The sequence below is a fragment of the Paracoccus tegillarcae genome, from assembly GCF_002847305.1.
GTDB lineage: Bacteria > Pseudomonadota > Alphaproteobacteria > Rhodobacterales > Rhodobacteraceae > Paracoccus > Paracoccus tegillarcae.
Window position 1 is genome coordinate 32,451 of sequence record NZ_CP025410.1, and the last position, 23,994, is coordinate 56,444.

The 23,994-nt window shown below is 60.8% G+C and carries 24 protein-coding genes; 20 read left to right on the forward strand and 4 right to left on the reverse strand.

Translation table 11 applies throughout. From position 1 onward, the window contains the following. Positions 1–88 precede the first annotated feature (88 nt). On the reverse strand, positions 89–712 hold the full coding sequence (locus CUV01_RS19160) for an autoinducer binding domain-containing protein (RefSeq protein ID WP_101462352.1): 624 nt from the start codon (positions 710–712) through the stop codon (positions 89–91). A gap of 341 nt (positions 713–1,053) precedes the next feature. On the opposite strand from CUV01_RS19160, the gene CUV01_RS19170 reads away from it, so the two are divergent. From CUV01_RS19170 to CUV01_RS19240, 16 genes are all read left to right on the forward strand, one after another. Continuing rightward, entirely contained in the window at positions 1,054–1,713 is a 660-nt protein-coding gene (locus CUV01_RS19170; protein WP_101462354.1) for an acyl-homoserine-lactone synthase, read from the forward strand. Between the two features lie 437 nt (positions 1,714–2,150). After that, on the forward strand, positions 2,151–3,053 hold the full coding sequence (locus CUV01_RS19175) for a lytic transglycosylase domain-containing protein (RefSeq protein WP_338418354.1): 903 nt from the start codon (positions 2,151–2,153) through the stop codon (positions 3,051–3,053). After that, entirely contained in the window at positions 3,050–3,364 is a 315-nt protein-coding gene (locus CUV01_RS19180) for a TrbC/VirB2 family protein (protein ID WP_101462356.1), read from the forward strand. The genes CUV01_RS19175 and CUV01_RS19180 overlap by 4 nt, the downstream gene beginning before the upstream one ends. Then, on the forward strand, positions 3,364–3,639 hold the full coding sequence (locus CUV01_RS19185; protein ID WP_101462357.1) for a VirB3 family type IV secretion system protein: 276 nt from the start codon (positions 3,364–3,366) through the stop codon (positions 3,637–3,639). The genes CUV01_RS19180 and CUV01_RS19185 overlap by 1 nt, the downstream gene beginning before the upstream one ends. Continuing rightward, on the forward strand, positions 3,632–5,989 hold the full coding sequence (locus CUV01_RS19190; RefSeq protein ID WP_198731956.1) for a VirB4 family type IV secretion/conjugal transfer ATPase: 2,358 nt from the start codon (positions 3,632–3,634) through the stop codon (positions 5,987–5,989). The genes CUV01_RS19185 and CUV01_RS19190 overlap by 8 nt, the downstream gene beginning before the upstream one ends. Next, the gene (locus CUV01_RS20270; RefSeq protein ID WP_277869397.1) at positions 5,982–6,113 is read left to right on the forward strand and encodes a hypothetical protein; all 132 of its coding nucleotides are present in this window, start codon (positions 5,982–5,984) and stop codon (positions 6,111–6,113) included. Before CUV01_RS19190 ends, CUV01_RS20270 begins: the two co-directional genes overlap by 8 nt. A gap of 8 nt (positions 6,114–6,121) precedes the next feature. Beyond that, positions 6,122–7,264 carry a lytic transglycosylase domain-containing protein gene (locus CUV01_RS19195; RefSeq protein WP_157994941.1) on the forward strand — a complete coding sequence of 381 codons (1,143 nt, stop codon included), beginning with the start codon at positions 6,122–6,124 and terminating at the stop codon, positions 7,262–7,264. Next, on the forward strand, positions 7,264–8,043 hold the full coding sequence (locus CUV01_RS19200; RefSeq protein ID WP_101462360.1) for a type IV secretion system protein: 780 nt from the start codon (positions 7,264–7,266) through the stop codon (positions 8,041–8,043). Before CUV01_RS19195 ends, CUV01_RS19200 begins: the two co-directional genes overlap by 1 nt. A gap of 3 nt (positions 8,044–8,046) precedes the next feature. Continuing rightward, entirely contained in the window at positions 8,047–8,574 is a 528-nt protein-coding gene (locus tag CUV01_RS19205; RefSeq protein WP_101462361.1) for a hypothetical protein, read from the forward strand. Next, the gene (locus CUV01_RS19210; protein ID WP_101462362.1) at positions 8,574–9,593 is read left to right on the forward strand and encodes a TrbL/VirB6 family protein; all 1,020 of its coding nucleotides are present in this window, start codon (positions 8,574–8,576) and stop codon (positions 9,591–9,593) included. The genes CUV01_RS19205 and CUV01_RS19210 overlap by 1 nt, the downstream gene beginning before the upstream one ends. A 38-nt stretch (positions 9,594–9,631) precedes the next feature. After that, a complete protein-coding gene (locus tag CUV01_RS19215; protein ID WP_101462363.1) occupies positions 9,632–10,303 on the forward strand; it encodes a VirB8 family type IV secretion system protein in 672 nt (223 codons plus the stop codon). Continuing rightward, positions 10,300–11,001 carry a TrbG/VirB9 family P-type conjugative transfer protein gene (locus CUV01_RS19220; RefSeq protein WP_101462364.1) on the forward strand — a complete coding sequence of 234 codons (702 nt, stop codon included), beginning with the start codon at positions 10,300–10,302 and terminating at the stop codon, positions 10,999–11,001. The genes CUV01_RS19215 and CUV01_RS19220 overlap by 4 nt, the downstream gene beginning before the upstream one ends. A gap of 2 nt (positions 11,002–11,003) precedes the next feature. Next, positions 11,004–12,347 (forward strand): TraB/TrbI/VirB10 family type IV secretion system protein, encoded by a 1,344-nt coding sequence (locus CUV01_RS19225; RefSeq protein WP_101462365.1) that lies wholly within the window; start codon positions 11,004–11,006, stop codon positions 12,345–12,347. Then, entirely contained in the window at positions 12,344–13,339 is a 996-nt protein-coding gene (locus CUV01_RS19230) for an ATPase, T2SS/T4P/T4SS family (RefSeq protein ID WP_101462366.1), read from the forward strand. The genes CUV01_RS19225 and CUV01_RS19230 overlap by 4 nt, the downstream gene beginning before the upstream one ends. A 78-nt stretch (positions 13,340–13,417) precedes the next feature. After that, entirely contained in the window at positions 13,418–14,419 is a 1,002-nt protein-coding gene (locus CUV01_RS19235; RefSeq protein ID WP_101462367.1) for a hypothetical protein, read from the forward strand. A gap of 10 nt (positions 14,420–14,429) precedes the next feature. Next, positions 14,430–16,532, forward strand: a complete 2,103-nt coding sequence (locus tag CUV01_RS19240; RefSeq protein ID WP_157994942.1) for a type IV secretory system conjugative DNA transfer family protein — start codon at positions 14,430–14,432, stop codon at positions 16,530–16,532. Between the two features lie 77 nt (positions 16,533–16,609). On the opposite strand, the gene CUV01_RS19245 is transcribed toward CUV01_RS19240, so the two are convergent. Together CUV01_RS19245 and mobC are read right to left on the reverse strand one after the other, a co-directional pair. Then, positions 16,610–18,481, reverse strand: coding sequence for a relaxase/mobilization nuclease domain-containing protein (locus CUV01_RS19245; RefSeq protein ID WP_101462369.1), 1,872 nt, complete (start codon positions 18,479–18,481; stop codon positions 16,610–16,612). After that, positions 18,450–18,998 (reverse strand): plasmid mobilization relaxosome protein MobC, encoded by a 549-nt coding sequence (mobC, locus tag CUV01_RS19250; RefSeq protein WP_157994943.1) that lies wholly within the window; start codon positions 18,996–18,998, stop codon positions 18,450–18,452. The genes CUV01_RS19245 and mobC overlap by 32 nt, the downstream gene beginning before the upstream one ends. 686 nt (positions 18,999–19,684) lie before the next feature. Here mobC and CUV01_RS19255 point away from each other — a divergent pair. The 3 genes from CUV01_RS19255 (at position 19,685) to CUV01_RS19260 (ending at position 21,805) form a co-directional block, all read left to right on the forward strand. Then, positions 19,685–20,404, forward strand: a complete 720-nt coding sequence (locus CUV01_RS19255) for a nucleotide-binding protein (protein WP_101462371.1) — start codon at positions 19,685–19,687, stop codon at positions 20,402–20,404. 8 nt (positions 20,405–20,412) lie between these two features. Next, positions 20,413–21,060 carry a hypothetical protein gene (locus CUV01_RS19825; protein WP_157994944.1) on the forward strand — a complete coding sequence of 216 codons (648 nt, stop codon included), beginning with the start codon at positions 20,413–20,415 and terminating at the stop codon, positions 21,058–21,060. 355 nt (positions 21,061–21,415) lie between these two features. Beyond that, positions 21,416–21,805, forward strand: a complete 390-nt coding sequence (locus tag CUV01_RS19260) for a hypothetical protein (protein ID WP_101462372.1) — start codon at positions 21,416–21,418, stop codon at positions 21,803–21,805. Positions 21,806–21,809: 4 nt separating this feature from the next. Here CUV01_RS19260 and CUV01_RS19265 read toward each other — a convergent pair whose 3' ends face one another. Beyond that, the gene (locus CUV01_RS19265; protein ID WP_101462373.1) at positions 21,810–22,844 is read right to left on the reverse strand and encodes a tyrosine-type recombinase/integrase; all 1,035 of its coding nucleotides are present in this window, start codon (positions 22,842–22,844) and stop codon (positions 21,810–21,812) included. A 106-nt stretch (positions 22,845–22,950) separates the two neighbouring features. Between CUV01_RS19265 and CUV01_RS19270 the strand changes: the two genes are divergently transcribed. After that, positions 22,951–23,985: a MarR family transcriptional regulator gene (locus CUV01_RS19270; RefSeq protein ID WP_101462374.1), complete on the forward strand. Its 1,035-nt coding sequence runs from the start codon at positions 22,951–22,953 to the stop codon at positions 23,983–23,985. The last annotated feature ends 9 nt before the right edge of the window (positions 23,986–23,994 follow it).

Sequence of the window (23,994 nt, forward strand, 5' to 3'; positions counted from 1 at the left end):
CTAGCAATAGGCGTTTATGCGATTTATAGCAAGGTTCCTGACGTGGGTCGAGACCAGCCGGCAAGGCGCGCAGATCCACGATGAGCACCTAGATCAGTTTTCTCGTGATGGCTGTTGCAACTGCTTGGGTGCGGTTATTGGACCCAAGCTTTTTGGTGGCAGAAATGGCTCTCTGCTTCACCGTCGATTCTGCAATCGACAGGTGCTCGGCGATATCGGCTTGTCCATAGCCGTCGCGTAGTGCGCGAAGCACCTCTAGCTCGCCATCAGTCAGGTCGGCCTCGTGGAGGACAAGCTCTGTCCATATCTTGAACTTGGCATCAACCATCATGATTTCCGCGTCTGTGAATTCTCGATCTGATCTTGATAACGTCAGGAAAGACCTTTTTTTGTTGAGCTTTCTAGCCAACGCCATCCCGTAGTTCAGCTTGAAGTGCCGCGCTTGCTTGAGCACACCGAGCAGGTCTGGAAACTTCACTTCGGACCAGCGAACGGCGCCTGTACGGGTCATTGACCAGAGAGCGATCGGATCTCCAAAGAAGTAATTCTTTGTCTCGTAGATCGTGCGCCAGCTTTCTGGATAAGTTGTCTGCAGATGCTCGGCTCCCTTGTAGACGGTCAGGTTGAAGCCGATGATCCAGCCTGTTGGCGAGAGCTCGTTCAAGATCTGCATTTCTGTGTCGAAGTTCGGGATGAGCTGATTGATCGCCATGGCGTCCAGAAATTTGGTTGAGTTTATGTCTTTTCGGATATGACAGATGGTCTACTGGGGTAGCGTCCGCCTCGCAAGAGTGCAAAAGATCGATTGCATGTTATGGTTGTGGCGGAGAAGTAGGGTATGACGGATCGACCGACAGCAAACCGGATTGTTGCGGAAGCGGAGTTCACAATCGACATGGTGGATACCATGAAGAAGTACTTCGACTTCTACGCGAGTGACGGCGTTCTTCGCGTCCAGATTTCCGATTTTGGCCTATGGCTGCCGCATCCTGAGATGCCGTGCAGGCAGTTTCTTGGTCTCGCTAGGCTCCCGGAAGCAGAGAGTAAGCATTGATGATCGAGTTTCGCGCACCTAAACCTGAGAACGTGCTGCTCGAAGCGATCACGCTGCCCGGCCGAGTGGACAGATACCACCTGATTGCCGAATTCCTACGTATGCGGAAGCGGGTCTTTGTGGACGAGAAGGCATGGCCGCTGTTTTATGCAGACGGCCTTGAATTCGAGCAATACGACACCTTTGATACCACATATATCTTAGCCCATGATGGCAAGAAGGTGTTCGGGGGCGCACGTCTTCGGCGAACGGACATGCGCGCGGGCGCAGGGTCAATCGCCTACTCGTACATGATCCGGGATGCCTTTTTGGGCCTTCTGCCCAATATGCCGAAGAATCTTTGCTATAGCGAACCGCCCATGGACAGCCAAACCTGGGAACTAACCCGGCTGGTGGCGACTGGTGGCCCGAACATAGTTGAGCAAGTTTTGGTGGCCGCGAATGAGTATATTTATCAGGCTGGCGGATCGAGGTGTCTATTCCTTGGATCACCAGCATTCCTTCGGATGGCTAAGCGGCTCGGTTGGGAACCTGCTCCTTTAGGTGATGTCGTGGGCAACAATGACGGACGATTTGTTGCGTTCGGATGCGGTATTCGGAAGCCAATCACCGGCCCAAAAGCACCAATTTCCAACACGGTGAGCGTGTTCACGGGCTAAAAGCTGCAAAAGCGACTATTGCATGCATTAGCGGCATTGACTCTCATAAGCTTCTAACTATCATAACAGCGTGTTTTGCGACAACAGCTAGTGACGCAAGCACGAAAATGTAGTTGGAAGTGGTTCTGAAGCGAGAAGGCTAGGGACCACCATGAGAAGCGATGCGGCACCTGTGATTGTTGAGGATAAACTGAAAGAGGTGCTGGCTAACGGACGAGGTGGTTTGCGTATTGTGTGTGCTGACACACCTACGCGGCGCGGAAGTTCCTGGGGCGGTGACTGGCATGTTTATGCGGTTACCGATGAGGGTGAGCGGTGGGTCTTGATGACATACCGTCTTGCTCAAAGAACTTTTAAATCCCTCGCCGGCATTAGCTCCCTCGTCATAGACTTGGGACTGCCGCGACTCATGGTTCCACACCATGAGGGTGAGGCGTATGAGCTATGGATGGACGGGCGGTATCGCATTTTCGACCAGCGCGGTAATCTGGTCAGCTCCGGCAGTTTCAACTGATCTACTAAACGATATCCGCCATTCCGGCGGCTCGTGTCATATACAAGCCTTTAAGCGACAGTTCACCCACCCCTACCAAGGTGACGATGGACTTATTTCTTCTCTGAGAACGATGCGGGGAATGGTGGCAGCAACGCTGACCTTCCTGCTCCTGACCGTTTCGTTCAGCCAGGCCGATGTGATCCGCTTCGGCGCAGACGGATCCCAGATCAAACCCGGCCCTCAGTCGGTCCAGCGTTTCGACACTCAGGGCCGACGCCGCGAGGCAGAACAACCGGCGGACAGCCCGGAAGCGGTTGCCGAGCATCTGGCGCTGCGCGACGAGCTGGCCGCGCTTGGCGGCGAGCAGGTCATCATGGGCCGCGCGCCCACCGATCGATATGCCGGCGCACGTCCGAGCGTGCGGCAGACGGCGCTGAGGTATCAGAACCATCCCGCGATCAGGGCTGCGGGACTATCCCGCAGCCAATGGATCGCGACCTTCGAGGCGCTGGTCTGGCAGGAATCGCGGTTCAATGCCCGTGCCCTCAGCCCGAAAGGTGCGATTGGTCTGGCCCAGCTGATGCCGGGAACGGCGAAGATCCTCGGCGTCAATCCTCACGATCCCATACAGAACCTCGATGGCGGGGCGCGGTATCTGCTGACGCAGATGCAGCGGTTCGGCAGTCCGACCCTTGCCCTGGCCGCCTATAATGCCGGCCCCGGTGCCGTCCAGAAATACGGCGGCGTCCCCCCCTATCGAGAGACCCGAAATTACGTCGTCCGCATCATGGCGGAGCGTGATCGCCTCATGGCTCAGGCGTCAACTCAGGAGAAAGTCAAATGAAACGGTACTATGTTCAGGCTGCGGTCGCAGTCCTGGCGGTGGCTCTCGTCATCTTTCACGCAAGCGAAGTGCTGGCGCAGGCAAAGGGCTCGGTCGATTTTTCCAAGGTCGACAAGGTGGGGACGGGTTTCATCACCTGGCTCAAGGGCAATATCGCCATCGCCATCTTTACCGGCGCCTTCATCATCTGTGGCTTCATGGCCGCGATGAACCGGATCAGCTGGTGGTGGGTCGTCATGATCTTCGTCGGCGGGTTTTTCGTCTTCGGCGGTTCCACCCTCGTCACGCAGATGAAATCGGCGCTGACCTGATGGAGCAGAGCGTCGTCATTCTTGGCCTGTCGCGTCAGGCCCGGCTGGCCGGTCTGCCGATGCCCTATATGCTTGGTGTGGGCGCGCTGACCGCCCTTCCCTTCTTCTGGACGCAGTTCATCCCCTGGGTGCTGACAGGTCCGCTCTGGTATCTCGCGGCGCGTGTCGCTGTCGCGATGAACCCCAATGGCCACAAGGCCCTCGCGGTGGTCCTTCGCCGGACCCCGCCCTCTCTCTCCCGCAAGAAACGTAAAGAGGGGCGTCGCTATGTTTGACGCAAGCCAGGATCGCAAGCGCGCGGCGCGTGCCGCGGCCGTCAGGCCGAAGGTGCCGCAGCTCTACCCGCACATGCCCTATGTGCTGGAGATCGACGATTTCACGGTGCGCAGCCGCGAGAATGCCCTGATGATGTCCCTGGAAATCAAGGGCAAGGACGGCTTCACCTCGGCCGACCGCGATCTGGAAGACCTGCGCCGGAGCTTCGCGGGGGTCCTCGACGGTCTGGATGACCGGTTCAGCTTCTATGTCCATCGGATGATGAAGCCGGCAACGCTCGGGTTGACGCCGATCTATGGCGACAGCTTCGCCGCCGATCTGGATGCCCGCTGGACCGGGCACCTTGCCGAGGCCGCGCTGCGCGACTTCGTGGTGGTTCTGACGGTGGTGCGCAACCTGCAAGCGCCGCTCAAACTGCCCTTTTTCAGCCGCAAGGCGAAACAGATCTTCGACGGCGATACCAGCGAGCGCCACGCCGAATTGCGCGAGGTCGTTTCCATCTTGGAAACCAGCCTGCCGGTCGGCACCCGGCGTCTCAGGATCAGCGATGGCTCACTGCTCGGCTTTTACAGCTCGATCAATTCCGGCGTTCTGCGCCCGGAATATCGCGGCGATATCTCCCTGATCGCTGAGGATGTGAGCACGGTCGGTCTGCGCTTCAAGGGAAGCGTGATCGCCCTCGATGAGGGACTGGATCGGCCGCGCTTCGCTGCCGTGCTGGCGGTCAGGAATTACCCGACCATGACCGAACCGGGCATGCTCGATGCGCTCGATACCGGCATGGACACGCTGATCACCCATTCCTACACCCCCATCGCACGCCAGAAGATCTCCGATCTCGCCAAGCGCCGCATCGACCAGATGCGCGCGGCAGATGATGCCGCCACCTCGATCGAGAGTCAGCTTCAGCAGACCTATGACGATGTGGAAAGCGGGCGGCTTGGCTTTGGGGAACACCAGTTCACCATCACGGTTTTTGCCGAGAGCCCGGAGGCGCTGGAAGCGCGGGTGTCGCAGGTTCGTGGTGTCGCCGAACGGGCCAGGATCAGGCTGACGCGGCTGGCCTCGACCATGGAGGCCACGTTCTTTGCCAACCATCCGGGCAATCGGGATTATCAGGCCTGGGAAACCATCGTCAGTTCGATCACCTTTGCCGATCTGTGCAGCCTTCACATGACCGATAGCGGCACGCCTGCCGATCGGTTGCCGTGGAAGACGCCGATTACCGTCTTTCAGAGCGTGACGGGGGCAGCGCATCGCTTTTCCTTCCATGATGCCGGCGATCCGAAAGCGGAACCGACCATCGGCCACACCCTCATCCTCGGCCCTTCGAACAGCGGCAAGACCGCGACGCTGGCTTTCCTTGCGGCTCAGGCGCGGCGCACTGGCGCGCGTCTGGTGTTTTTCGACAAGGATCAGGGCCTGCGGATGGCAGTTGCAGCCCTGGGTGGCCGATATGCCGAAATCAAGGCGGGCGAACCCACCGGGCTGAACCCGCTGGCGACCGAGCATGGTCCGCGCGGTGAAGCCTGGCTGATGGACTGGCTGGCCACGCTGGTAGAGCGTGGCCATGACATTCTTACCCCACATCAGGCCGACAGCCTCAAGCATGCGGTGCGCCAGAACGGTCAGGCCGCCCAGGGGCTCAGGACGTTCGAGCATTTTACCACGCTGATCGGTGACGCGCGCGATGATCGTGCGCTGGCGACGCGGATCGCGGAATGGGGACCGGAGGGCCGCTATAACTGGGTCTTCGGGCAGGCCGACAAGCCCGTGGTGGATTTCGACGGGCTCGATGTCCTCGGCATCGATCTGACGGAAATCCTGAGCTTGCCGACGGAGCGTTCGGCGCTCCTGTCCTATATCTTCCGCCGGCTGGAGCTGATGTTCGAGGCCCGCCAGCCGATGCTTCTGGTGATCGACGAGGCCTCGACGGTCTTCGATGACGAGTTCTTTGCCCGGTGGCTGCCGAAATGGCTGGTCACGGTGCGCAAGATGAATGTGGTCGTGGTCCTGCTGACACAGTTCCCGTCGCAGATCCGGAACAGCGCCTCGCGCACGATCCTTGAAGGGCTGCCGACACAGATCCTGTTCCCGAACCGCCGGGCGCAGCCATCGGATTACGAGGGGTTCGCGCTGTCGGGTAATGAGCTCGATTTCCTGCTGGCCGGTCGGAACGGTCCGCGCCAGGCGCTGCTGCGCGGCCATAATGGCCAAACCCTGCTTGATGTCGATCTCTCGGCCCTCGGACCGCTTCTGACCGCACTCGGCGGCGGTGAAGCCGGTCGGCAGGCTTTTGGTCCCGATTTCGAAACCACCCCATTTTTCTGGAGGAATAACGATGCGTAAGGCTCTTCTTCTGTTGGCCCTTCTGCCCGCGCTTGCCGCCTGCGGCGAAACCCCGATCAAGAAGGCCAATTGCTGGAACAGCATGGCCTTTGTCGAACCGCGCGACTGCGCATCTGCACCGTGAGCGCGGCGATGACGCTGAGGCATGCCCGGTTGCTCGGAACCGCCCTCGCGCTTGGCGTCCTGCCGGCCGCTTTGTGGTCGCAGGGCGTGCCGACCGTCGATGGCAAGAAACTGGCCATCGAGGTGATGACCGTCGAAGCGGAGCGGGAAAAGACGGCTGCCGAGGTCGCGGAGAATGCCAAGCGCGCCGAAATCGCCCGTTATCAGGACGAGCAGCTCGCGGCGCTGGACGAGACGCTGAAGCTTCTGACCGGCACCAGCGCCTTCATTCCGGGCCTGGAAGCCGGTGGCGGTTCGGGCGATCTCTATGCCGCCGCGACGGTCTATGCGATCGACGACAACAATCCCTATGTCGACCGGATCATGGGCGATGCGCCCGTGACCATCGAGCAGATGATTGCCGAGACCGCGATCAGGTTCGGCGGTCATCCCGCCCTCGGTCGCGCCGGCATCAATGCGGTCGAGTTCCGCTGCTGGTTCCAGGCATTGGTGAAGCAGGAATCGAATTTCAGCATCGGGGCCAAGAGCCCGAAGGCTGCTTTCGGCCTGACCCAGATCATCCCCGGCACGGCAGAGTATCTGGGTATCTATCCGGCCTATTACGACGATCCGCGCCTGCAACTGGACGGCGGCGCGCGATACCTTCTGGAACAGCTGGGCAAGTTCGGCTCGATGGAGCTGGCTTTGGCCGCCTATAACGCCGGTCCTGGCGCGGTCCAGAAATACAATGGCATCCCGCCCTACCGCGAAACCCAGGACTATGTGCGCAAGATCAGCGGCTATTACAGCCGCTATGCCGCGCGCATGGGTGGCGCCGCGGATGCCGTGGGGACGCTGGACCCGAAGGACATGGCGATCGCCGAGGCGTCGAACCTGTCGGATGCCGGTGCGCATTACGCCGCCTGGTCAATGGACACGATGCAGGCGGCCGCAGCGCGGCTCCGCCAGGTGGTGACGCAGATCGAAGGGACGACCTCGGCCAAGGAGGCCCTGGACCTGAACAGCTATGCGCGCGCCGAAGTGACGCGCATGGCGATCATCAAAAGCCGTCTCAAGGCGGTCCGGCAGAAGATCGATACCGCGCGCTATGGCCTGCTTCTGCAAGCCTATGCCGATGACGAAGAATTTTTGCGTGTTTCCCTGGAGGATTGATGATGAAGACCTATTTCGCAGCCGCCGCCATCGCACTGAGCTTCGGACTTCAGGCCACGGCACAGGGGGTTCCGACCATCGATGTGTCCAGCCTCGCCAAGCTGACCGATCAGCTGGCCGAGGCCAAGCTTCAGCTGAAAGAGCAGATCGCCGCGAACCTCAAGCTGGACGACCAGGTGTTGAAGATGCTGGAACAGATCCAGCTTCTGCAAAGCCAGCTTGCTGCGCTGAAGGACGGGTTGTCGCTGGCCGATCTCGGCTTTGATCCGGATACCTTCCTGCAGGACATCCTGCCGCAATTTGCCGATCTCACCAAATCGCTCGATGCGGCCAAATCGGGCAATTGGGCGCAGGCGCTGGCCGGCGGGACGCTCGGCGGTGGCTCGGTCGCGGGCCATGTCGACAAGACATTCGCCTCGGCCGGCATGAACCGGGACCAGGTGCAAGATCTGGCGAACAGCGAGACTGCCGCAACCGCCCGGATCGGCACCTCGGCGAACGTCAACGCCTTCATGTCGGCGGCGGCTGAAAGCTCGTCCGCACAGGCGAAAGAAAGCCTGACCCGGATCAATGGGCTGGTGGGCAAGATCGAGGGCACGGAGAACCTCAAGCAGGCCATCGATCTCAATACGCGTGTCACGGCCGAACTCGGCATCGCGCTCGCCAACCTCTGGGCGATGGAGGCCGTGCAGACGGTCGGCATGGGCGAGGCGGGCGTCATGGATGCCGCGACAGCAGCTGACGAAGAGAAGTTCCTGCAGATCAGGATGGAGGATTGAGGGATGAACAAGCTGGTTTATGGCGGTATTGGTGCCGTTATCGGGGCTGTGGCCGCAAGCGCCGTGTTCCTGGCCCTGCCGGACAAGTCTGCCCCGGCTGAAGACGATGCGTTCGTGGCGATGCAGCCCCTCACCGAAGAAGAGCAGGCGGAGGAAGATCGGTTTCTGGACCTCAACCTCGGCGCGGAAGACGCCCCTGCGGTCGAACCGCTGAAGGATGCGCAGAACGTCCCCTACTATACCTGCGAGAAGTCGCCGGAACTGGTCGCTTATCTCGGCAAAAAGGGTAATGCCATCTATGCCCGTCGCGCCCATCTGAACTCTTTCCTCATCGCGACGAATGTGCTCGCGACCAAGGATTGCACCTGCACTGGCAAGATGATCCCGGCCTCAACGCTGATCGCCTTCGAGACGCGGATGATGGAAGCGGCCGGGGTCACGGATTTGGAAGACCTTGTGACTCAAAACTATTACGACGAGGCGCGTGTCATGAGCTGGCAAATCGAAGAGCTCTGCGGGGGGCCGTTCTGATGGGCCTGGTCACGGATATTCTCGACAGCATCGATGCCTCGATCGCCGCGACCGGGGAGCGCTATTTCGAGACAACCGCCTCGGCGCTTGGCCCGATCGCGACGATCATGATGACGATCTTCGTCATCGCGCTCGGCATCAACATCGCCACCGGGGCGTCAGATCTCTCCCTGCGCGATGCCAAGCAACTCTTCTGGCGGGTGATCCTCGTCTACACTTTCGGGTTGAGCTGGGCGAATTTCGGGGTCCTCTATCACGCTCTCTCGGATGGCGCCGGCAACCTCGCAATGGGGTTCTTTGACGCATCAAGGTCCGGCAGCTCTGATCCCAACACGGCGATGGACAGTTTTGCCAAGAATATGGCGGATACGGTCGATGACGTATCAGCATCGCGCGGCTCGATCATGCGGGGCGTGATTGGTGGGTTCGCCTATGTCATCCTCGGCCTCCTGATGGCCGCCTATGTCCTGGTCGTCGGCTTTGCCAAGATCATGATCGCCTTTCTGCTCGGGGTCGCACCGCTCGCGATGATCGCCACGATCTTCGACAAGACCCGCAATCTCTTCGAGGCCTGGCTGGAATCCTTCGTCGGCTATCTGATGTATCCGATTGCAGCCGCCGCGATCATCGCCAGCGTGGTGAAGGTCGGTGAAGAACAGGCTTTGGGGTTAACTGAGGGTGAATCCACGCTTGGCTCCATCCTTGGTTTCGTCGTCGTGGTTTTCGTGGGCATTTTTGCCCTGAAAGCCATCCCGACTGCGGCCAGCCATCTGACCGGGCAATTCCGGCTGGCCTCGATTTCTCCGCAACCCATCCGCGCCGCGACGCGACCATTGACGGGCGCCGCCGCGCGCTGGACGGGTGCAAGATTGGGCGCAATGGGGTCTGGAATGATGAGCGGAGGTCTGTCCCCGAAGCTCGCCAGAGACCAGCGTGATCGTGCCTATGCCGAACGTGGCGGCAAGCTCGCCGAAAAAATCCGACTTTCAAGGGTGTTGGGCACGATGCCGAAAGGCTGACCGCCGCAGCTGACACAGTTCAATTCTGAGGTAATGCCATGACAGACCAGGTGTCTGAACAGAGAACGATTCTCGAAAGCGAGCTCTTTCTCGAAGGAAAACGCCGCGAACGCAGGGGCTTCATCGCCCTGGCATTCGGGCTGGCGATCGCGACCGGCAGCGTTGCTGCGCTGCTGGCGGTCCTGCCGCTGAAGGAAATGGAAGCCTTCGTGGTGATGGTCGACAAGGACACCGGCATGGCGAGCCGGATTGTCGAGGTCCAGCCTGCGTCCATGAACGAGGCCGAAGCCGTCCGCCAGGGGCTGATCTTCAATTACGTCATGGATCGCGAGACCTATGACGAGAATGACAACGAGAACCGCCTGCTGAAGGTGTTCCGCATGTCCAGCCTCCTGGAACAGGACAAGCTGCGCAGCCTCTGGAACCCCGGCAATCCATATTATCCCCCGACGCTCTATGGAGCCTCGGGCAAGGTCGCCATCAAGGTGCTGAGCATCAGCGAGGTCGGCGAAAACACCGCCACCGTGCGCTTCACCAAGACCTTCTCGCAGACCGGCGAGGATGATCGGGTCGGCAAGTTCTATGCCACCGTCACCTACGCGTTCCAGCCCTCGACCGAAAGCGCGGTCGAGCTGGTCTGGGAAAACCCACTCGGTTTCGTCGTCACCGATTACCGCATCACCGCAGAATCTCTGGAGGAACAGGAATGACCAGGACGCTGATCGCCGCGGCTGTTGCCGCCATGACCCTGCCAGCCCTCGCTTATGCCGAAGCGAGCCCGCGATCCGGCTCACGCGATGGCCGGATCACCTATGCCACCTGGCAGGACGGGCAGGTCTATACCGTGCCGACGCGGGTGCGCAACATCACCATGATCGAGCTGGGCGAGGGCGAAACCATCCGCTCGATCGCCGCCGGCGACACCGAAAGCTTTCAGGTCGAGAAGCTGGAAGGCAACAATGTTTTCACCATCAAGCCGGTGATCGACGGCGCATCGACCAACGTGACGGTTGAGACGAACCGGCGCTTCTATTTCCTGAACGTGGTCGAGGGTGGGAAACCGTCCTGGTCGGTCAAGTTCACGGTGCCGGGCAGCGGGCGGTCCGCATCGGCCGGTCCGACCATCCGGCCTCTGGCTGAAGCGCCGCTGACCCCGATGCGCTATCGGATCGTCAGCAGGACCAGCGGCGCGGGTTTCGCCCCCATCGGGATCTCCGACGATGGCGCGAAAACCTATTTCCAGATCCCGTCCGGCGCCCCCACTCCGACCGTCTTCCGGGTGGACAGCAAGGGGCTCGAATACGCCGTCAACAGCACCATGAAAGGCTCGGTGATCGTGGCCTCGGGCCGGTCCGAGCGATGGGTCCTGCGCTACGGCGACGATCACGCCTGCATTGAAGGGAAGTGAACATGACCGAGACATCTGAACAGAAGGTGCAGGATCGCCTGACCGGGCTCAGGAAACCACCCCCGAAGCCCTCGCTCCTGAAATCCTATGGTCCCTATGCCGCCGTCCTGGCCGCAGGCCTCGGGATTGGCGGTTATGTCGCCTCCATCCCGGCCGCCGAGGAGGAACAACCGGCGGTGCGGACCTCCGATGCTGCCGAGTTTCAGGAAGATGTGGGCCTGGCCGGCTTCACGACGCGGGTGCCGCGTGCGCAGCCCGCCGTGGACATGCCGCAGACCGAACCGGAACCGGCAGCGCCGGCAAGCGATCCCGAAGCCGAACAGCTCCGGGCCGAGTTGGCCGAGCTTCAGGCGCAAATGGAGGTGCTGAGGAACGAGGCCGCCGGCACGCCGGCGGAACTTGCCGCCCTTCAGGCCGAAATGGACAGCCTCAAGGCCGAGGCCGCTGATCGGGAGACTGCCTATGCCGAACTGGAACGGGAAAACCTCCGGCTGCAAACGCAGCTCGAAAGCAACAGCCTCCTGGGCCTGCCAACGGACACGGCGGGCGATGAAGAAGCGCGGCGGCTGGCCGAATTCGAAGCGCGCCGCGCCGCGGCCGAGGCGCAGCGCGCCGCCCAGAATGCTTCGCCCATGGTGGCATATCGCGCCGGCGGCGGCTCAGAAGGCGGTGCTGGCGAAGGCGGCACGGGCCAGCGATATGAAGGCGATGAGGCATTCGTTCGCGCGGGCGCGACCCGCGCGAGCGTGACCCAGGCCGAAATCATCGCCAACCCGTCTCATACCGTTGTCCAGGGCACGCTGATCGAGGCAACGCTTCAGACCGCCATCCAGTCGAGCCTAGAGGGCAATGTCATCGCCACGGTCAGCTATGACGTGTTCTCGATGGACATGGCCAATATCGTCATCCCGCGCGGCTCGAAGCTCTTTGGCCGCTACAGCTCGGACATCGATCGCGGTCAGCGTCGTGTGCTGGTGGCCTGGGACCGCGTGGTGACGCCCGATGGACAATCGGCGGAACTCGCTGCTTATGGCACAGACCGGATCGGGCGTTCCGGGCTGACAGGCAAGGTGCGCAACCATACCCTCGCTCGCTTTGCCGGTGCGGCGGCGGTCTCGGTGATCGGCGGCATTCCCGCCATTGTCACCGCCGCACTGGAACGCGAGACGGACAACGCCGGCAACCGCAATGATGCCCTGACCGATGCCGCCTCGGACGTGGCGCAGAACACGACATCGGCCCTGGGCGAGGTGATCCAGGGCTATCTCGATATCCCGACCACGATCAGCATCGACCAGGGTGCGGTCGTCATGGTGCAGGTCAATGCCGATGTGGAGATGCTATGACCGGCTATCTTCACAGCAAATTGGGCAGGATCGGGAACCTGTTGCGCGATCCCACGATGATCGAGGTGTCGTTCAACGGCGACGGACGCATCTGGACCGAACGGGCGGGCGAGGCCGTGATGACGGAAGCCCGTGTTCCGGGTCTTGATCCGCTCTACGCCCGCGATCTTGCCATGCAGATCGCCAATGATCAAAGCCTCGCCCTCTCGGATATGGCGCCGATGATCTCGGCCTCTGTTGCCTTCGAGGGGATCAACCTGCGCTGTCAGGCCATCGTCCCGCCGGCCTCGGCCAGTGGGACGGTGATTTCCATGCGTGTGTTTCGCGCCCGCGCGTCAGGGTCTGAGCCGCATCGCTTCGGCCTGTTGCGCGATGTCGGACGCTCTCTTGAGGATGAACGGGCCGACATTCTGGGGCGGCTGAAGGCCGGACTCAGGTTAGGGTCTGAAGACGAACTCGATGCCTTTTGTCGCGAAGTGGTCGGCCAGCGCCTGAATGTGCTGATCTCCGGGATCACCTCGGGCGGCAAGACCGAACTGTCCCGTCGCCTGCTCTGGATGGTCGAGCCGGATCAGCGGCTGGCGCTGATTCAGGATGCCAACGAGCTTCTGCCCGACCTGCCGAATGTCGTGAACCTGATTGCCGATCGCAAGGAGACCTCGCCCCGCTCGGCCGACAAGCTGCTGGAAGCCACCCTTCGCCTGCGTCCTGACCGCATCATCGTCGGTGAGCTGCGCGGCATCGAGGCGATCACCTTCCTGGAGGCGATCAACACCGGCCATGAAGGCTCGTTCACGACGATCCATGCCCATTCGGCCCGCAAGGCGCTGGATCGTCTGGCCTTCATGGTCTCGAAGGGCGGCCTCGGCATGACCTATGCCGAGATCCACCGCTATGTCCGCAACGCCATCGATGTGGTGATCCAGGTGGGCCGCTCGGGCGACCGGCGCGGCGTCATGGAAATCTGGATGCCCGCCCTCGAAGACGCGTAAAGACCTCGACCCTGAAAAATTCACGATCACAGCCGAACGCATCGGCTGGCCTGGCGACTGAACCATGGAGGACTGACAATGGCTGAAGAACGCCCGAACATGCTTTTGCGCGCGATGGATGCGGTTCAGAGCATCATGCGTCCCGATTATACCCAAAACCGCGAGGTTCAGCGCGCCGCCGCGCTGGCCGAGGCGACCGGACGCCGCGAACTCGTCGACGCGGCCCGGGCCGAGGCGATGGACGCTTTATCCCGCCTCGGTGAATTGCCTGTCGCCGAACGCGAAGAGGAAATGCGGAATGAAGGCATCGATCCGACCGTAACCTCGGATTGGGACAGCGCGGATTGGACCGACAGAGCGAAACTGGAGGCAAAGGTCTCGGCCGATGTGCTGGCCTGGGCCGAGAGCAACAAACTTGATCTGAATGTCCACGAAGATCGGCTTGCCGCCTATGCCGGCGTAAGCGAGGCCTATGATGAGGCTCATCTGGCGGTCAACTTCAACGATTGGGTGAAGACCTCCGCGATACCGCTTTCTGAACATCCGATTTTCGGTGATGGCGAACAGCAGGCCCAGGAAGATCCCCAAGCTGATCTGCTTCGCCGGCAAGAGGAAGCCGTGGCTGCGGGCCGCGAAGCCGAGGCGCGGGGCGAGCGCGTCCTCTATGTCCATGGCAGACCTTATGTCGATCCCGGCAACGATCCCGTTCATTCAGAGGGCGAACAGCGTGAGGCGGGGATGACGGATGCCCGTGCATCCCGCATCACCACGGCCTTCTCCGATATGGCCGATGCGGTTGCAGCGGGCGAGCGTCCTGAATTTCGCACGGCAAAGATGGCCGAAGCCTTCTGGTCGGATCTCGAAGCCAGATACGGTGATGGCATCATCGAGCGCCTGCGCGCCGGTGACAGTTCCGACCTTGCGCAGGATGTGACCGACCGCAGCCGGCTTCAACTGGTGGGTGCAGCCGTCCGGATGGTGGCTGAAGGCCATGCCGTTCTGCGCGATCCGGTGCAGGAACCTGTGCAGGTTCAGACCAACGCCCTCGACCGCGATAGCGGTCCCGATCTTGATCTGTGAGGGGGACGCCATGAACCGCACCCTGCTCGCCGTTCCCTTCGGTCTCATTTGCGGCGCGGTCCTCGGCGCCATGGTTGGCGGGATCTGGCTCGCCTGGCATCTGGGCCTCGACGTGAACAGCGCCAATCCCTTCGTGCTCCTGACCGACTATCCCGGTTACCAGGCCGCACAGGACAATCCCTGGCGCTTTGCCTATGGCATTATGATCGCCGTGTCCCTGGCCTTCGGTCTCGCGGCGCTGGTCATCAGCTTCGGGCATCAGCTAACCCAATATGGTCAGGCACATTTCCAGAGCCGGAGGGAAATGCGCCGCAACGATCTTCTGAAGCCCGTGGGCAGCGGCCTTGTCTATGGGAAGATCTACCGCCTTGGCCTGATCGGCCGTCGCTTCCTCTCCGGTCGGTTTATCTCGGCAGTCTATGACAAGTTCCCGCACTGCCTCGTGGTCGCGCCCACCCGCGCCGGCAAGGGCGTGGGTTATGTCAACCCGAACGTCCTCCTGTTCCCCGGCTCCGTCGTGGTCCTCGATGTGAAGGGCGAGATCTTCGAGGCGACGTCCCGACATCGTGTCTCGATGGGCGATGAGGTGTTCCGCTTCGCCCCCTTCGACTTCGAGCATTCCAGCCATCGCTATAACCCGCTGGAACGGGTGGCGAGGATCATGCATCCCGCTGAACGCTATACGGAACTGGCAAAGATCGCAGACTATTTCCTGACCGTATCGGAGAAGGGCAATGCTAGTGACTTCCTCTCGGAAGGCCGGCAGCTCTTCGTCGCGGCGGGGCTGCTGGCCATCGAGCGCGGTCGGCCGACCATCGGTGAAATCAACCGCATCCTCTTTGGCCAGGGCGCATCGCAGGCCGCCTATGCCAGTCATGCGATCGAGGTCAAACACCCCAATGCGGCCGAGACCTTCCGCAAATTCACCGCTTATGACGGCAAGGTCCTGTCCTCCCATGCCTCTGTCCTTGGCGGCGCTGGCATGGCGCTGTGGAACAACCCGGCGGTGGATTTTGCGACCGGGGGCAATGATTTTTCCTTCGCTGATCTCCGCCGGCAGCCCATGTCCGTCTATCTGGTCGTCAATTCGGATTCGATCCAGACACTTGCCCCGCTGATCCGGCTGTTCTTCGGCGAGCTGATCGCGACCCTGCGCGCAACCATGCCCGATCCCGAACGCGAGCCCTGGCCCGTCAAGTTGGTACTCGACGAGTTTGACCAGCTGGGCCACATGAAAATCGTGGTGCAGGCGCTGAAACAGCTGGCCGGTCACGGCGCGCGGGTTTCCATCATTACGCAGTCGATCCCCGGCCTCGAAAAGATCTATGGCAAGGAAGACCGGCTGTCGATCGAAGCGGCCTGCGGGATGAAGCTCTATCTTGCGGCAAACGACAAGATGACGGCGCAGGAAGTGTCGGAATCGCTTGGCAAGACAACCAGGCTCTCGCTCAGCGACAGCTATGCGCCGGATAAAACCGGGCTTCTGCGCCGCACGATCTCGCGGCGAAATGAAGAGCGACCCCTGCTGTCGCCGGATGAAATCACCAAGCTCGACCGCAACCAGGTGATCCTGATCCCCGAGCGCCAGCAACCCATTCTGGCGCAGCGCATCGTCTATTACCAGGATCCGTATTTCCAGAAGATCATGGCGGCACAGTCAGGCCCCCTGCCCTATCCGTCGCAGGCGCATCGCGAAATCGGCATGCTGAGCGAACAGGTTCAGGCCCTGATCGGCCAGGTGACGGAACTCTCGAAGGTCCGGAAGATCGATTACGACAAGAAAACCGGTGGCGATCAGAAGGGTTCGGAACCCGATGCCGCCGCGCCTACAGAGCCGCAACCGAATGGACCCGTCGTGCCAGTAGGCGCAAGCGTTACGCCTGAAGAGCCTCGGAAGACCGAACAGATGGAGGCAATTGCAGAGGCAGCCGCAGATTTAGTTCAAGAAAGTGATAATTCGGACAATAATCGAGATGATGGGCAGCAAGAGATGAATTTTGGCTCCCAAAAGGAAAAAACATCGGTATCTCTCAACGATTTTGGTTTGCCACTGGAAGCCGCCCGAAAGCAGATGGCCGCTTTCACGAAAACCCACAGACTTAAAACAGGTTGACGAACAGCTGACTGAGTAAAAGAATAAAAAAGCGCGGGGTCGTCCCCGCGCTTTTTGCATGTCTCCGATACCTTGGATCAGATGCTCCAGCCGTCGTCGCGATCCTGCGATTGATCGTGAGATGGCGTATCGCGTTCTTTAAGCCGCACTTCTGCCTCTTCGGCTTCGCGTAGGGTAATCCCAAGGCTCTGATGGTTCTTGGCGGCCGACATGATCGACAGCGCAACGTCACGGCGCCTGTCGGCATCGGGGAAGTCCACAGCCAAAGCGCGGTCATCGCCTTGCGCGATACGGCGAACCACGTCGTCGCCATAGCGTTCTTTCAGATCGTTGGTGAACCGCTCGGCCTGTTCCTCATGACCGAATTGAAGATCCTGCCCCTGCGATGCCCCTTGCGCCATACTGGACAGCGTGCGGGTCAGACGGTCGTTGCTGTTGTGCTGCTCCCGCTCCAAGACCCTATCCAGCACCGCCGCCGCGCTGGAATAAAAGCCATCGACCAGCTCGGCCGCCAAGCTGCGGTCCTTCTCACGGGTCAGATCGAGCCGCTTTGCCTCGGCAACGGCCAATAGATCGGCCTTCATCCATTCCCGTTCCTGCCAGGCGTTCCCTGCCCCGGTGTCCAGGCGCGCAGCGATGATCTCGGGACGGATGCCGATCTTCGCACCCTCTGCCTGAACGTCGCGCCGCATTTCGCCGGATGCGATCGGACTGATTTCAACCGACCTTCCCTCCCGGTTAATCTGGTCTGTATCCAAGCGCGTCTGGTAGATTGCAGCCCTCGCGCCGCGCCGCATCAGCGCGGCGCCCCGCTCGTCACCAAGTGCCTCCAGAACATTTCCGCTGATCTCATAAAGCTCACGGCGCACATCATTTCTTTCATGCGCGGGCTTCGCGGCCACAAGATCTTCAGCGTTTTCAAACCATCCTGCAAATTCCTGACGTAGATCGGAGCGGGTCGTTACGGCATCTGATTGCATCGTGATCTCCATATCTTTGGGTAAAATGATTCCGCCGCGCTCAAGGACCGAAGCTGCTTTGGTAAGATTGGCCGCGATCTCGGCCTGTAATACTTGGTCGGCAATGCCCGCCAGACTGCGGGACAGCGTGGCTGTGACAGCGATCTCGGCCAGAGCATCTGCAAGCGCCCTGCCCTCGCGCATGCGCTCACGAACCGGGCGGTGCTCACGCTTCGCGCCCTCGATCTCGGCGCGCGATGGTCCATAACTCAAGATGCCGCGCTCAAGCCGCGACGTCGCATCGAGCTGAACACCGTCCTCCGCCGCGATCTCGACAATTCGTTCCTTCATCATGCCGAGATTGAAGACATGGGATTTCGCCATGAAAAACCATGTCCTGTTAGCGATACCGCGATTGTTCACGACAATATGGACATGCGGATTTGCGCGGTCGGTGTGTAGCGCCGCGACATAGGCCCACTCGTCCTCGGCATGTATGCCCGACTGGAACATCTCCGAGGCCCAGGCCTCGGCGATCAGCTTCGCCTTTTTCGGCGACAGATCAGCCGGGAAGGACAGCAGCAGATGGGTCGTCTGACCGTTCTTCGGGGCTCCACTCCATCCGTCGCTCCACATCTCCACGATTTCCTTGCGCTCTTCGCGGCTGAGCGAGCGTCCGTCAGGATCGTGTTCGATCATATTCCCGAAAAGCGAAGTCGATTTCCCGAAGAGGTAATCCATCTGCATGCCGAGCTGCTTGGCCGAATGCGTTCCGCCGCGCGAGATCTTCTTCAGCACAACTGAGTTCGATCCTTGCGCCATCCGCCACAGGTTGCGGGCCTTCGCGCTGAAACCGAACCGATTAAAGGATTGCCTTGCCGTATCAGTCAGCGAACGGGCCGCCCCTGCCAGATTTCGGCGGAATTCAATCTCACCGATCAGGTCGCGGGCAATCGAGCTAGACATGATCTGCCCCGCTGTATTTTTCATAGAGACGAACGCCTTTCCGGCGTTGTTCGTCCACCACCGTCTTCAGAAAATTCCGTGTCTCCGGTAGCACGCGGCGCAGTTCATTGATCTCGCGCCACTGATTCTGAAGCAGGTCCGTCTTGCCCCGGTTTGCCGCCAGGGCAATCTGGTTGATGTTGACTCCGATCTTGTGAAGCTCGGTTTGGATGCCCGCCAGAGCACGCGCTTCCTCCGGTTCAAACTCCAGAAGCCCGACCGCGAGACGCAAAAGCGACCGCAGCGCATCGGAATTAGTGGCGTAACCACGACGATCCTTCAGCCTCTCCAAAGCCGCAATCTCGGTTTTCGACAGCCTTATACCGACAGTCTTTCCGGTCGTCGTGCTCGCTGTGGAGCTTCCCATCTCGCGTGTTTTGATCTGACTGACGGCCGATCGCGTCACCTCAAACTCTCGGGCAAGCACCGAAGCCGCTTCTCCAGCCTTGAGGCGGCGAACTAACGTTTTTCGTTGATCTGGGGTGAGACGTGAGCGGTTCATCGCGGTCAATCAAGTTTAGTTAACATTATGCATTTCCTGCCATGTCCTATTTGTGCCAGATACCGCCTCAACCGTCAACGCTTGCGTAGGTTGAGAGGCCGGGTATTGCTGAGAGAAGCGAAGCAATGGCCGAGCGGGATCGATACTGCTGTTGGGATCGTAGACCCCTCAATTTTGCCCCAGAGAGGCCATCTGAACCCGAGGCGCCAATGGGTGCAGATTGCCCATCACGCGCCGTAGGGCGGCTTGTAGTGGCTCTACTGGCGTAGCCATGCCCATCCCGGCGCCGACACCAACGCTTAGCTCTGCCGGAACCGTCGAACCTTAAATTTGTCGTTTGGCATTTGTCATGCGTCATTTGTCGCAAGCCAGACACCTCACTCTTGTAACATTTCCTCGCTTGGCTTCGTCATTTGTCTTTCGCCTTTAGCCATTTGTCGTTCGGCAATCGCCGTTCGGCGCTGGTCATACGTCTATCGGCTTTTGTCATTCGGCATTTGCCTAATGTCATACGTCATTTGCGAATCGTCATCGGGCATGCGTCATATGCCTATCGTCTTTTGTCCTATGTCGTTTGTCCTATGTCCTTTGTCATGTGGCAATAGGCAGTTGTCCGTCGCCTTGCGTCATGGGGCATTTGTCGATAAGCTGGCCTTCGAGCCCCATCAACCAGAGCAACCTGCATCATGAAGACCGGAACCAGAGTCATCACAGCAATGAACCGCAAGGGCGGCTGTGGGAAAACAACGCTCATCCGCGGGCTTGCTTCCGCTGCGGTCGCAACAGGAAACAAGGTCACGATTTTCGATACCGATGGGAGCGAAAGTCTGTCTGCTTGGAAGCAGCGCTCTCAGGAAGCGGGTGACTGGAACGAAATGGTCAACCTGATCACCACCCTGGATGCCAAGAAGGTTGAGCGGGGAGTTGAAGCAATCTTTGCTCAGCCCCAAGAGGATCATCTGATTCTGATTGATACCTTTGGGGGCGGCGCAGCGCCAAAGGCTCAGGATCTCATCGCAGACCTGTCACACCTGATCATCGTGCCTATGATGTTGAGCGAAGATGATCTGGCGGAAACTCTAGCCACTGGTCAATGGTACATCAATCTCAGGAAGCGAGTAGATAACCCCGAGAACATCGCGCCATTTTTTGTATTGGGTAGTCGCATACCGGCGCAAATCTCCGTCTTTGAGCGCGAGATCCTTCAGGAGGCAATGTCAAAGTTGCCGGTACTTGACGAGTTCGTTCAATACAGGAACGCGTATCTCAGGATGGGCAACGGGGTTCTTGGCGATGTTATCAGCAACATGCGCAATCGGGCAAACGCCGAACATATCAAGGACGCACTTGATGAAATGACCGAACTCCTACGCCGCTTCGATGAAATCATCAAAGAGAACGAATAATGGCTCGCATGAAAAAGAAGAGCACGTTTTCAGCAAGAGACGAGAGATTTGCTGCAAAGCTGGAAATGCCATCTGAAGATTTTCTTCCAACTCGTAAAACCACAGATGGGCCGCCAACAGAACTTCAGCTTGACCCAATCCCGCGCTCTGTCGGTGAGCCGACTGATCTTGTGCCGGACCGTTTTAAGCCGATGGGAAGCCGTCCGCCCGCAAATGGACCAAACACGGACACCGGGCGGCCGAAGGCTTCCGCCAGAGCAACCGTTGAAAAGGGCGGACAAGAGAAGGCGTCACCTATCGAGGTGAGACTTGCTTTCTATTGGTCGGCCGATCTGACGAAGAGGGCGGCAGTTTGGGCAGAAAAGGCCCGCTGCTCGGCAGGAACCATTTTGACAAAGGCCTGGGAAGCGAACCGAACAAAAATCATCGAGATGATGGAACAAGGCGTGAGGCACTCCGACGTTCCTCATGAAAATATCGGTGCAGCAGGTGCCCGGTTGTCATGTCGCATTCTGCTTACCCCAGAAGCACATGCGCGCTTGACGACAGAGTTAGACCCAGAAGGTATCACCGGTATTTCTTCGTCACTTTCCCGATGGGTACGCCAAAAGGCGAGTCCCATGGTGGATGACTATTTAAAATCTGCCGGATACTAGGCTCCAGACTTCCGCCGACGCTAACTCTGACTGGACCGCTATCACGATGGGCGCGGGCGCAGTTCTTGCCTCATTTCGATGCCTGGCTTACCGGCAAAGGTCAATGATGCAGGGCCGGGGGGATTCGGCAAGCCGAACGCCCCCTATGGTGCTCACCAAGAGCTAAGGGGCTCCGCCCCCCGCGCCGGCGATAAAAATCGACAGCGCCGTGTCCTCGGCTTCGCCTGCGGGCCGCACCACCCCTGTCGATTTTTCCCGCCTCTGCTACCCCCGGTCTCGGCGACGGCCAGGCCCCGAAAACGAATGTTTTCGGGGCTGTCCCAATCGGGCGCTCCAATTGGCAAAGGGGTGCCCCATGACGACTGCAGAAAAGCAAAACCAGGCGCGGCTTCACGACGCAGCGCGCCTGAACCGGGTGGCGGAATTGGTTGATGCGATCCGCGCCTGCGCCCCGGAAGACGCGGAAATCGTTCTGTCGATCTTCCTGGAGGAATTGCGGGGCGATGATCCGCAAACCGAGCTGATCGAAGTGCAGAGCGATGCGGAGTTCTGGGCCGGCCTGGCGTCCTTCGACCAACTGCGCGCCTACTTCATCGCGACGGGCAGTCGGCTGGTCCGATATCCGTTGGGCATCAATGGCCGAAAGCGCATGATCCAGGTGATGCTGGCCGGAATGACCCCGGCGGAGCGGCAGACGGTGATCGCCGAGTTGGCGCGAGGCGAAACCAGGCAGGTTGCTGGCTGAACCATCAGCGCCAAAGGTCGGTCGCCGGGTTCTCCTCGATCTCCACGTCCGCGTAATAGGCTTGGGCCTGAGCGGCGCTGCGATGAAGCGACAGCTGCATTGCAGCGGCCAGTGGCGTGCCATCGAGGGCGGCCTGGGTCAGAAAGCCCGACCGCAGCCCATGCGGGCTTGCGAAGTCGGGCGGATAGCCGGCCAGCACCAGACGATGACGGAAAATCTCGCGCAATCCGCCCGGCGACAGCCGCCGGGGAAGAACGCGGTCCGCCAGACTGACAGGGCGGAAGAGCGGGCCTTCGGTGAGACCGGCGTGATCGATCCAGTCGAGGACGGCGCGGGCCGCCGCGCCCTTCAGCGGCAGGCGCGGGGAGGCCTCGGCGCCGGTGGTCTTGGTCTTCAGCAGCCGGACACGGATCAACCCGCGCTCGTCCATCGGCCGAGCGTCGATATCATCCACGTTGAGGGCGGTGACTTCCGACCGCCGGCGGCCACCGCTGGCCCAGGCCAGGATGAGGGCGGCGCGGTCGCGACTGTCGCGCCGTGCCGGACCGCAGGTCGCAAGCATGGCGCGCAGCGGATCGCGGGTGATCGGGTTCATGGATTTCGGCTGGCGGGGTCGCGCAGCGGCCCGCCGCGCCTTGGCACGGGCTTCCTTCACCAGAGGCGCGTCGAAGGGCGAGACGAGGTTCTTCATCCTGTGGAAGGCCCGCCAGCTGGCAATGCGGCGATCGAGCGTCGACGGGGCAGGGGTGGCCAGGTCGCGCCGGAGCCCGGCCGCGACCAGGGACTCGGCCGCAGCGCGGGCCGGGCCCGTGGCGTTGCGGAGATCCTGGGCGTGATCGAGGATGAAACGCAGCGCCACGGCCTCATCCTCGGGCCAGCTGAGACCGGTGCCGAAGGCGGCGGCTTTCCAGGCCATGATATAGCGCAGGTCCTGCTCATAAGCCCTGAGCGTGTTTTCGGCCGTGCCGCGCCGGAACAGCTCGGCCAGGGCGTCCTGGTCGGCCGGGGTCAGGAATGGGGATGCGATCTGAAGCGCCATGGGCGAGATTTTTGCGCGACAATCGGGCCGCCGTCAAGACTGTCGATAATGGGATATTATCGATAGTAAATGCGTGAAAACAAAGATGCTTCAGTGATCCGCATATATGATCTATTCTGCAGATATGAGCGATCTAGAGGAATACTGGTTCGATCCGCCGGAGGTTGACGATCCGGCCTTTCCGCCGCTGCCGCGCGCGGATCGGCGCGTTTTGCTCGATCCGGCAGCGTGGCGTGCTGCCGAGAAAGAATGCGCGGACGCACTGGCGAACGCCGCCATGGCGATCGGTCGGTTGGACGGGCTGCTGGCCGGACTGGACGAGACCCTGCGCGCCGGGATGATCCCGCGGCTGGCGCTGACAGAGGTCGAGGCGATGCTCTGGGCCGCAGGCACGCCGATCGCGCAGGAGGTATTGATCCGCGACCTGGCCGATGCCCCGGCAAAAGTCGATCTGGAGGCGCTGTCCCAAGCGCGGTGGGCCATCGGACGCTTGCAGGGCAGGGGGCGCCTGGACGATCTGCGGGACTTTCTGGGGCTGCACCGGGCGGGGCAGGGACGGGGCGACAGCGATCTGCTGCGACTGATCGGGAAAAGTTTCGAAGACGAGGCCGAGGGCTTCGCGGCGGGGTTGGCGGAGGTTGAGGGACGCCATGCGATCACGCGCGCCGCCCATGGGCTGCGGCTCTGGCGGCTCACCGATCTGTCGCCGGATGGGCATCAGCTGGAATCGGCGGTTTGGGCCGCGCGCCGGCTGGCCGATGGCACTGCGGATATGGTCTTCGTGCCCATGGGCCAGGCCGGGCGTGCTGTCTGGATGACCGGCGGGAAACCCGATCTGTTTTTGGCGAGCTGGTACAGGGCCATTTCGCAGGGCTGCTTGGACGCGGCGCATCTGGTGCGCGCCGTGTCGGCCTGGGCCGATCAGGCGCAGCGGAGTGCTGCCAGCTTCAAGGGCGCGAATGCGGGCAAGGTGATCGCGGCGCTGGTGGCGGCGCCGGTTCTGTCGGCGATGGATCTGGAACGCGAGACAGGATTAAGCCGCGACACCACCGTCAGGCTGGTAGCAAAACTTCAGGATCTCGGCCTTGTGCGGGAAATCACCGGCGGGCGGCGCTATCGGTTCTGGACGGCGCAGCTCTGAGACCCGGTG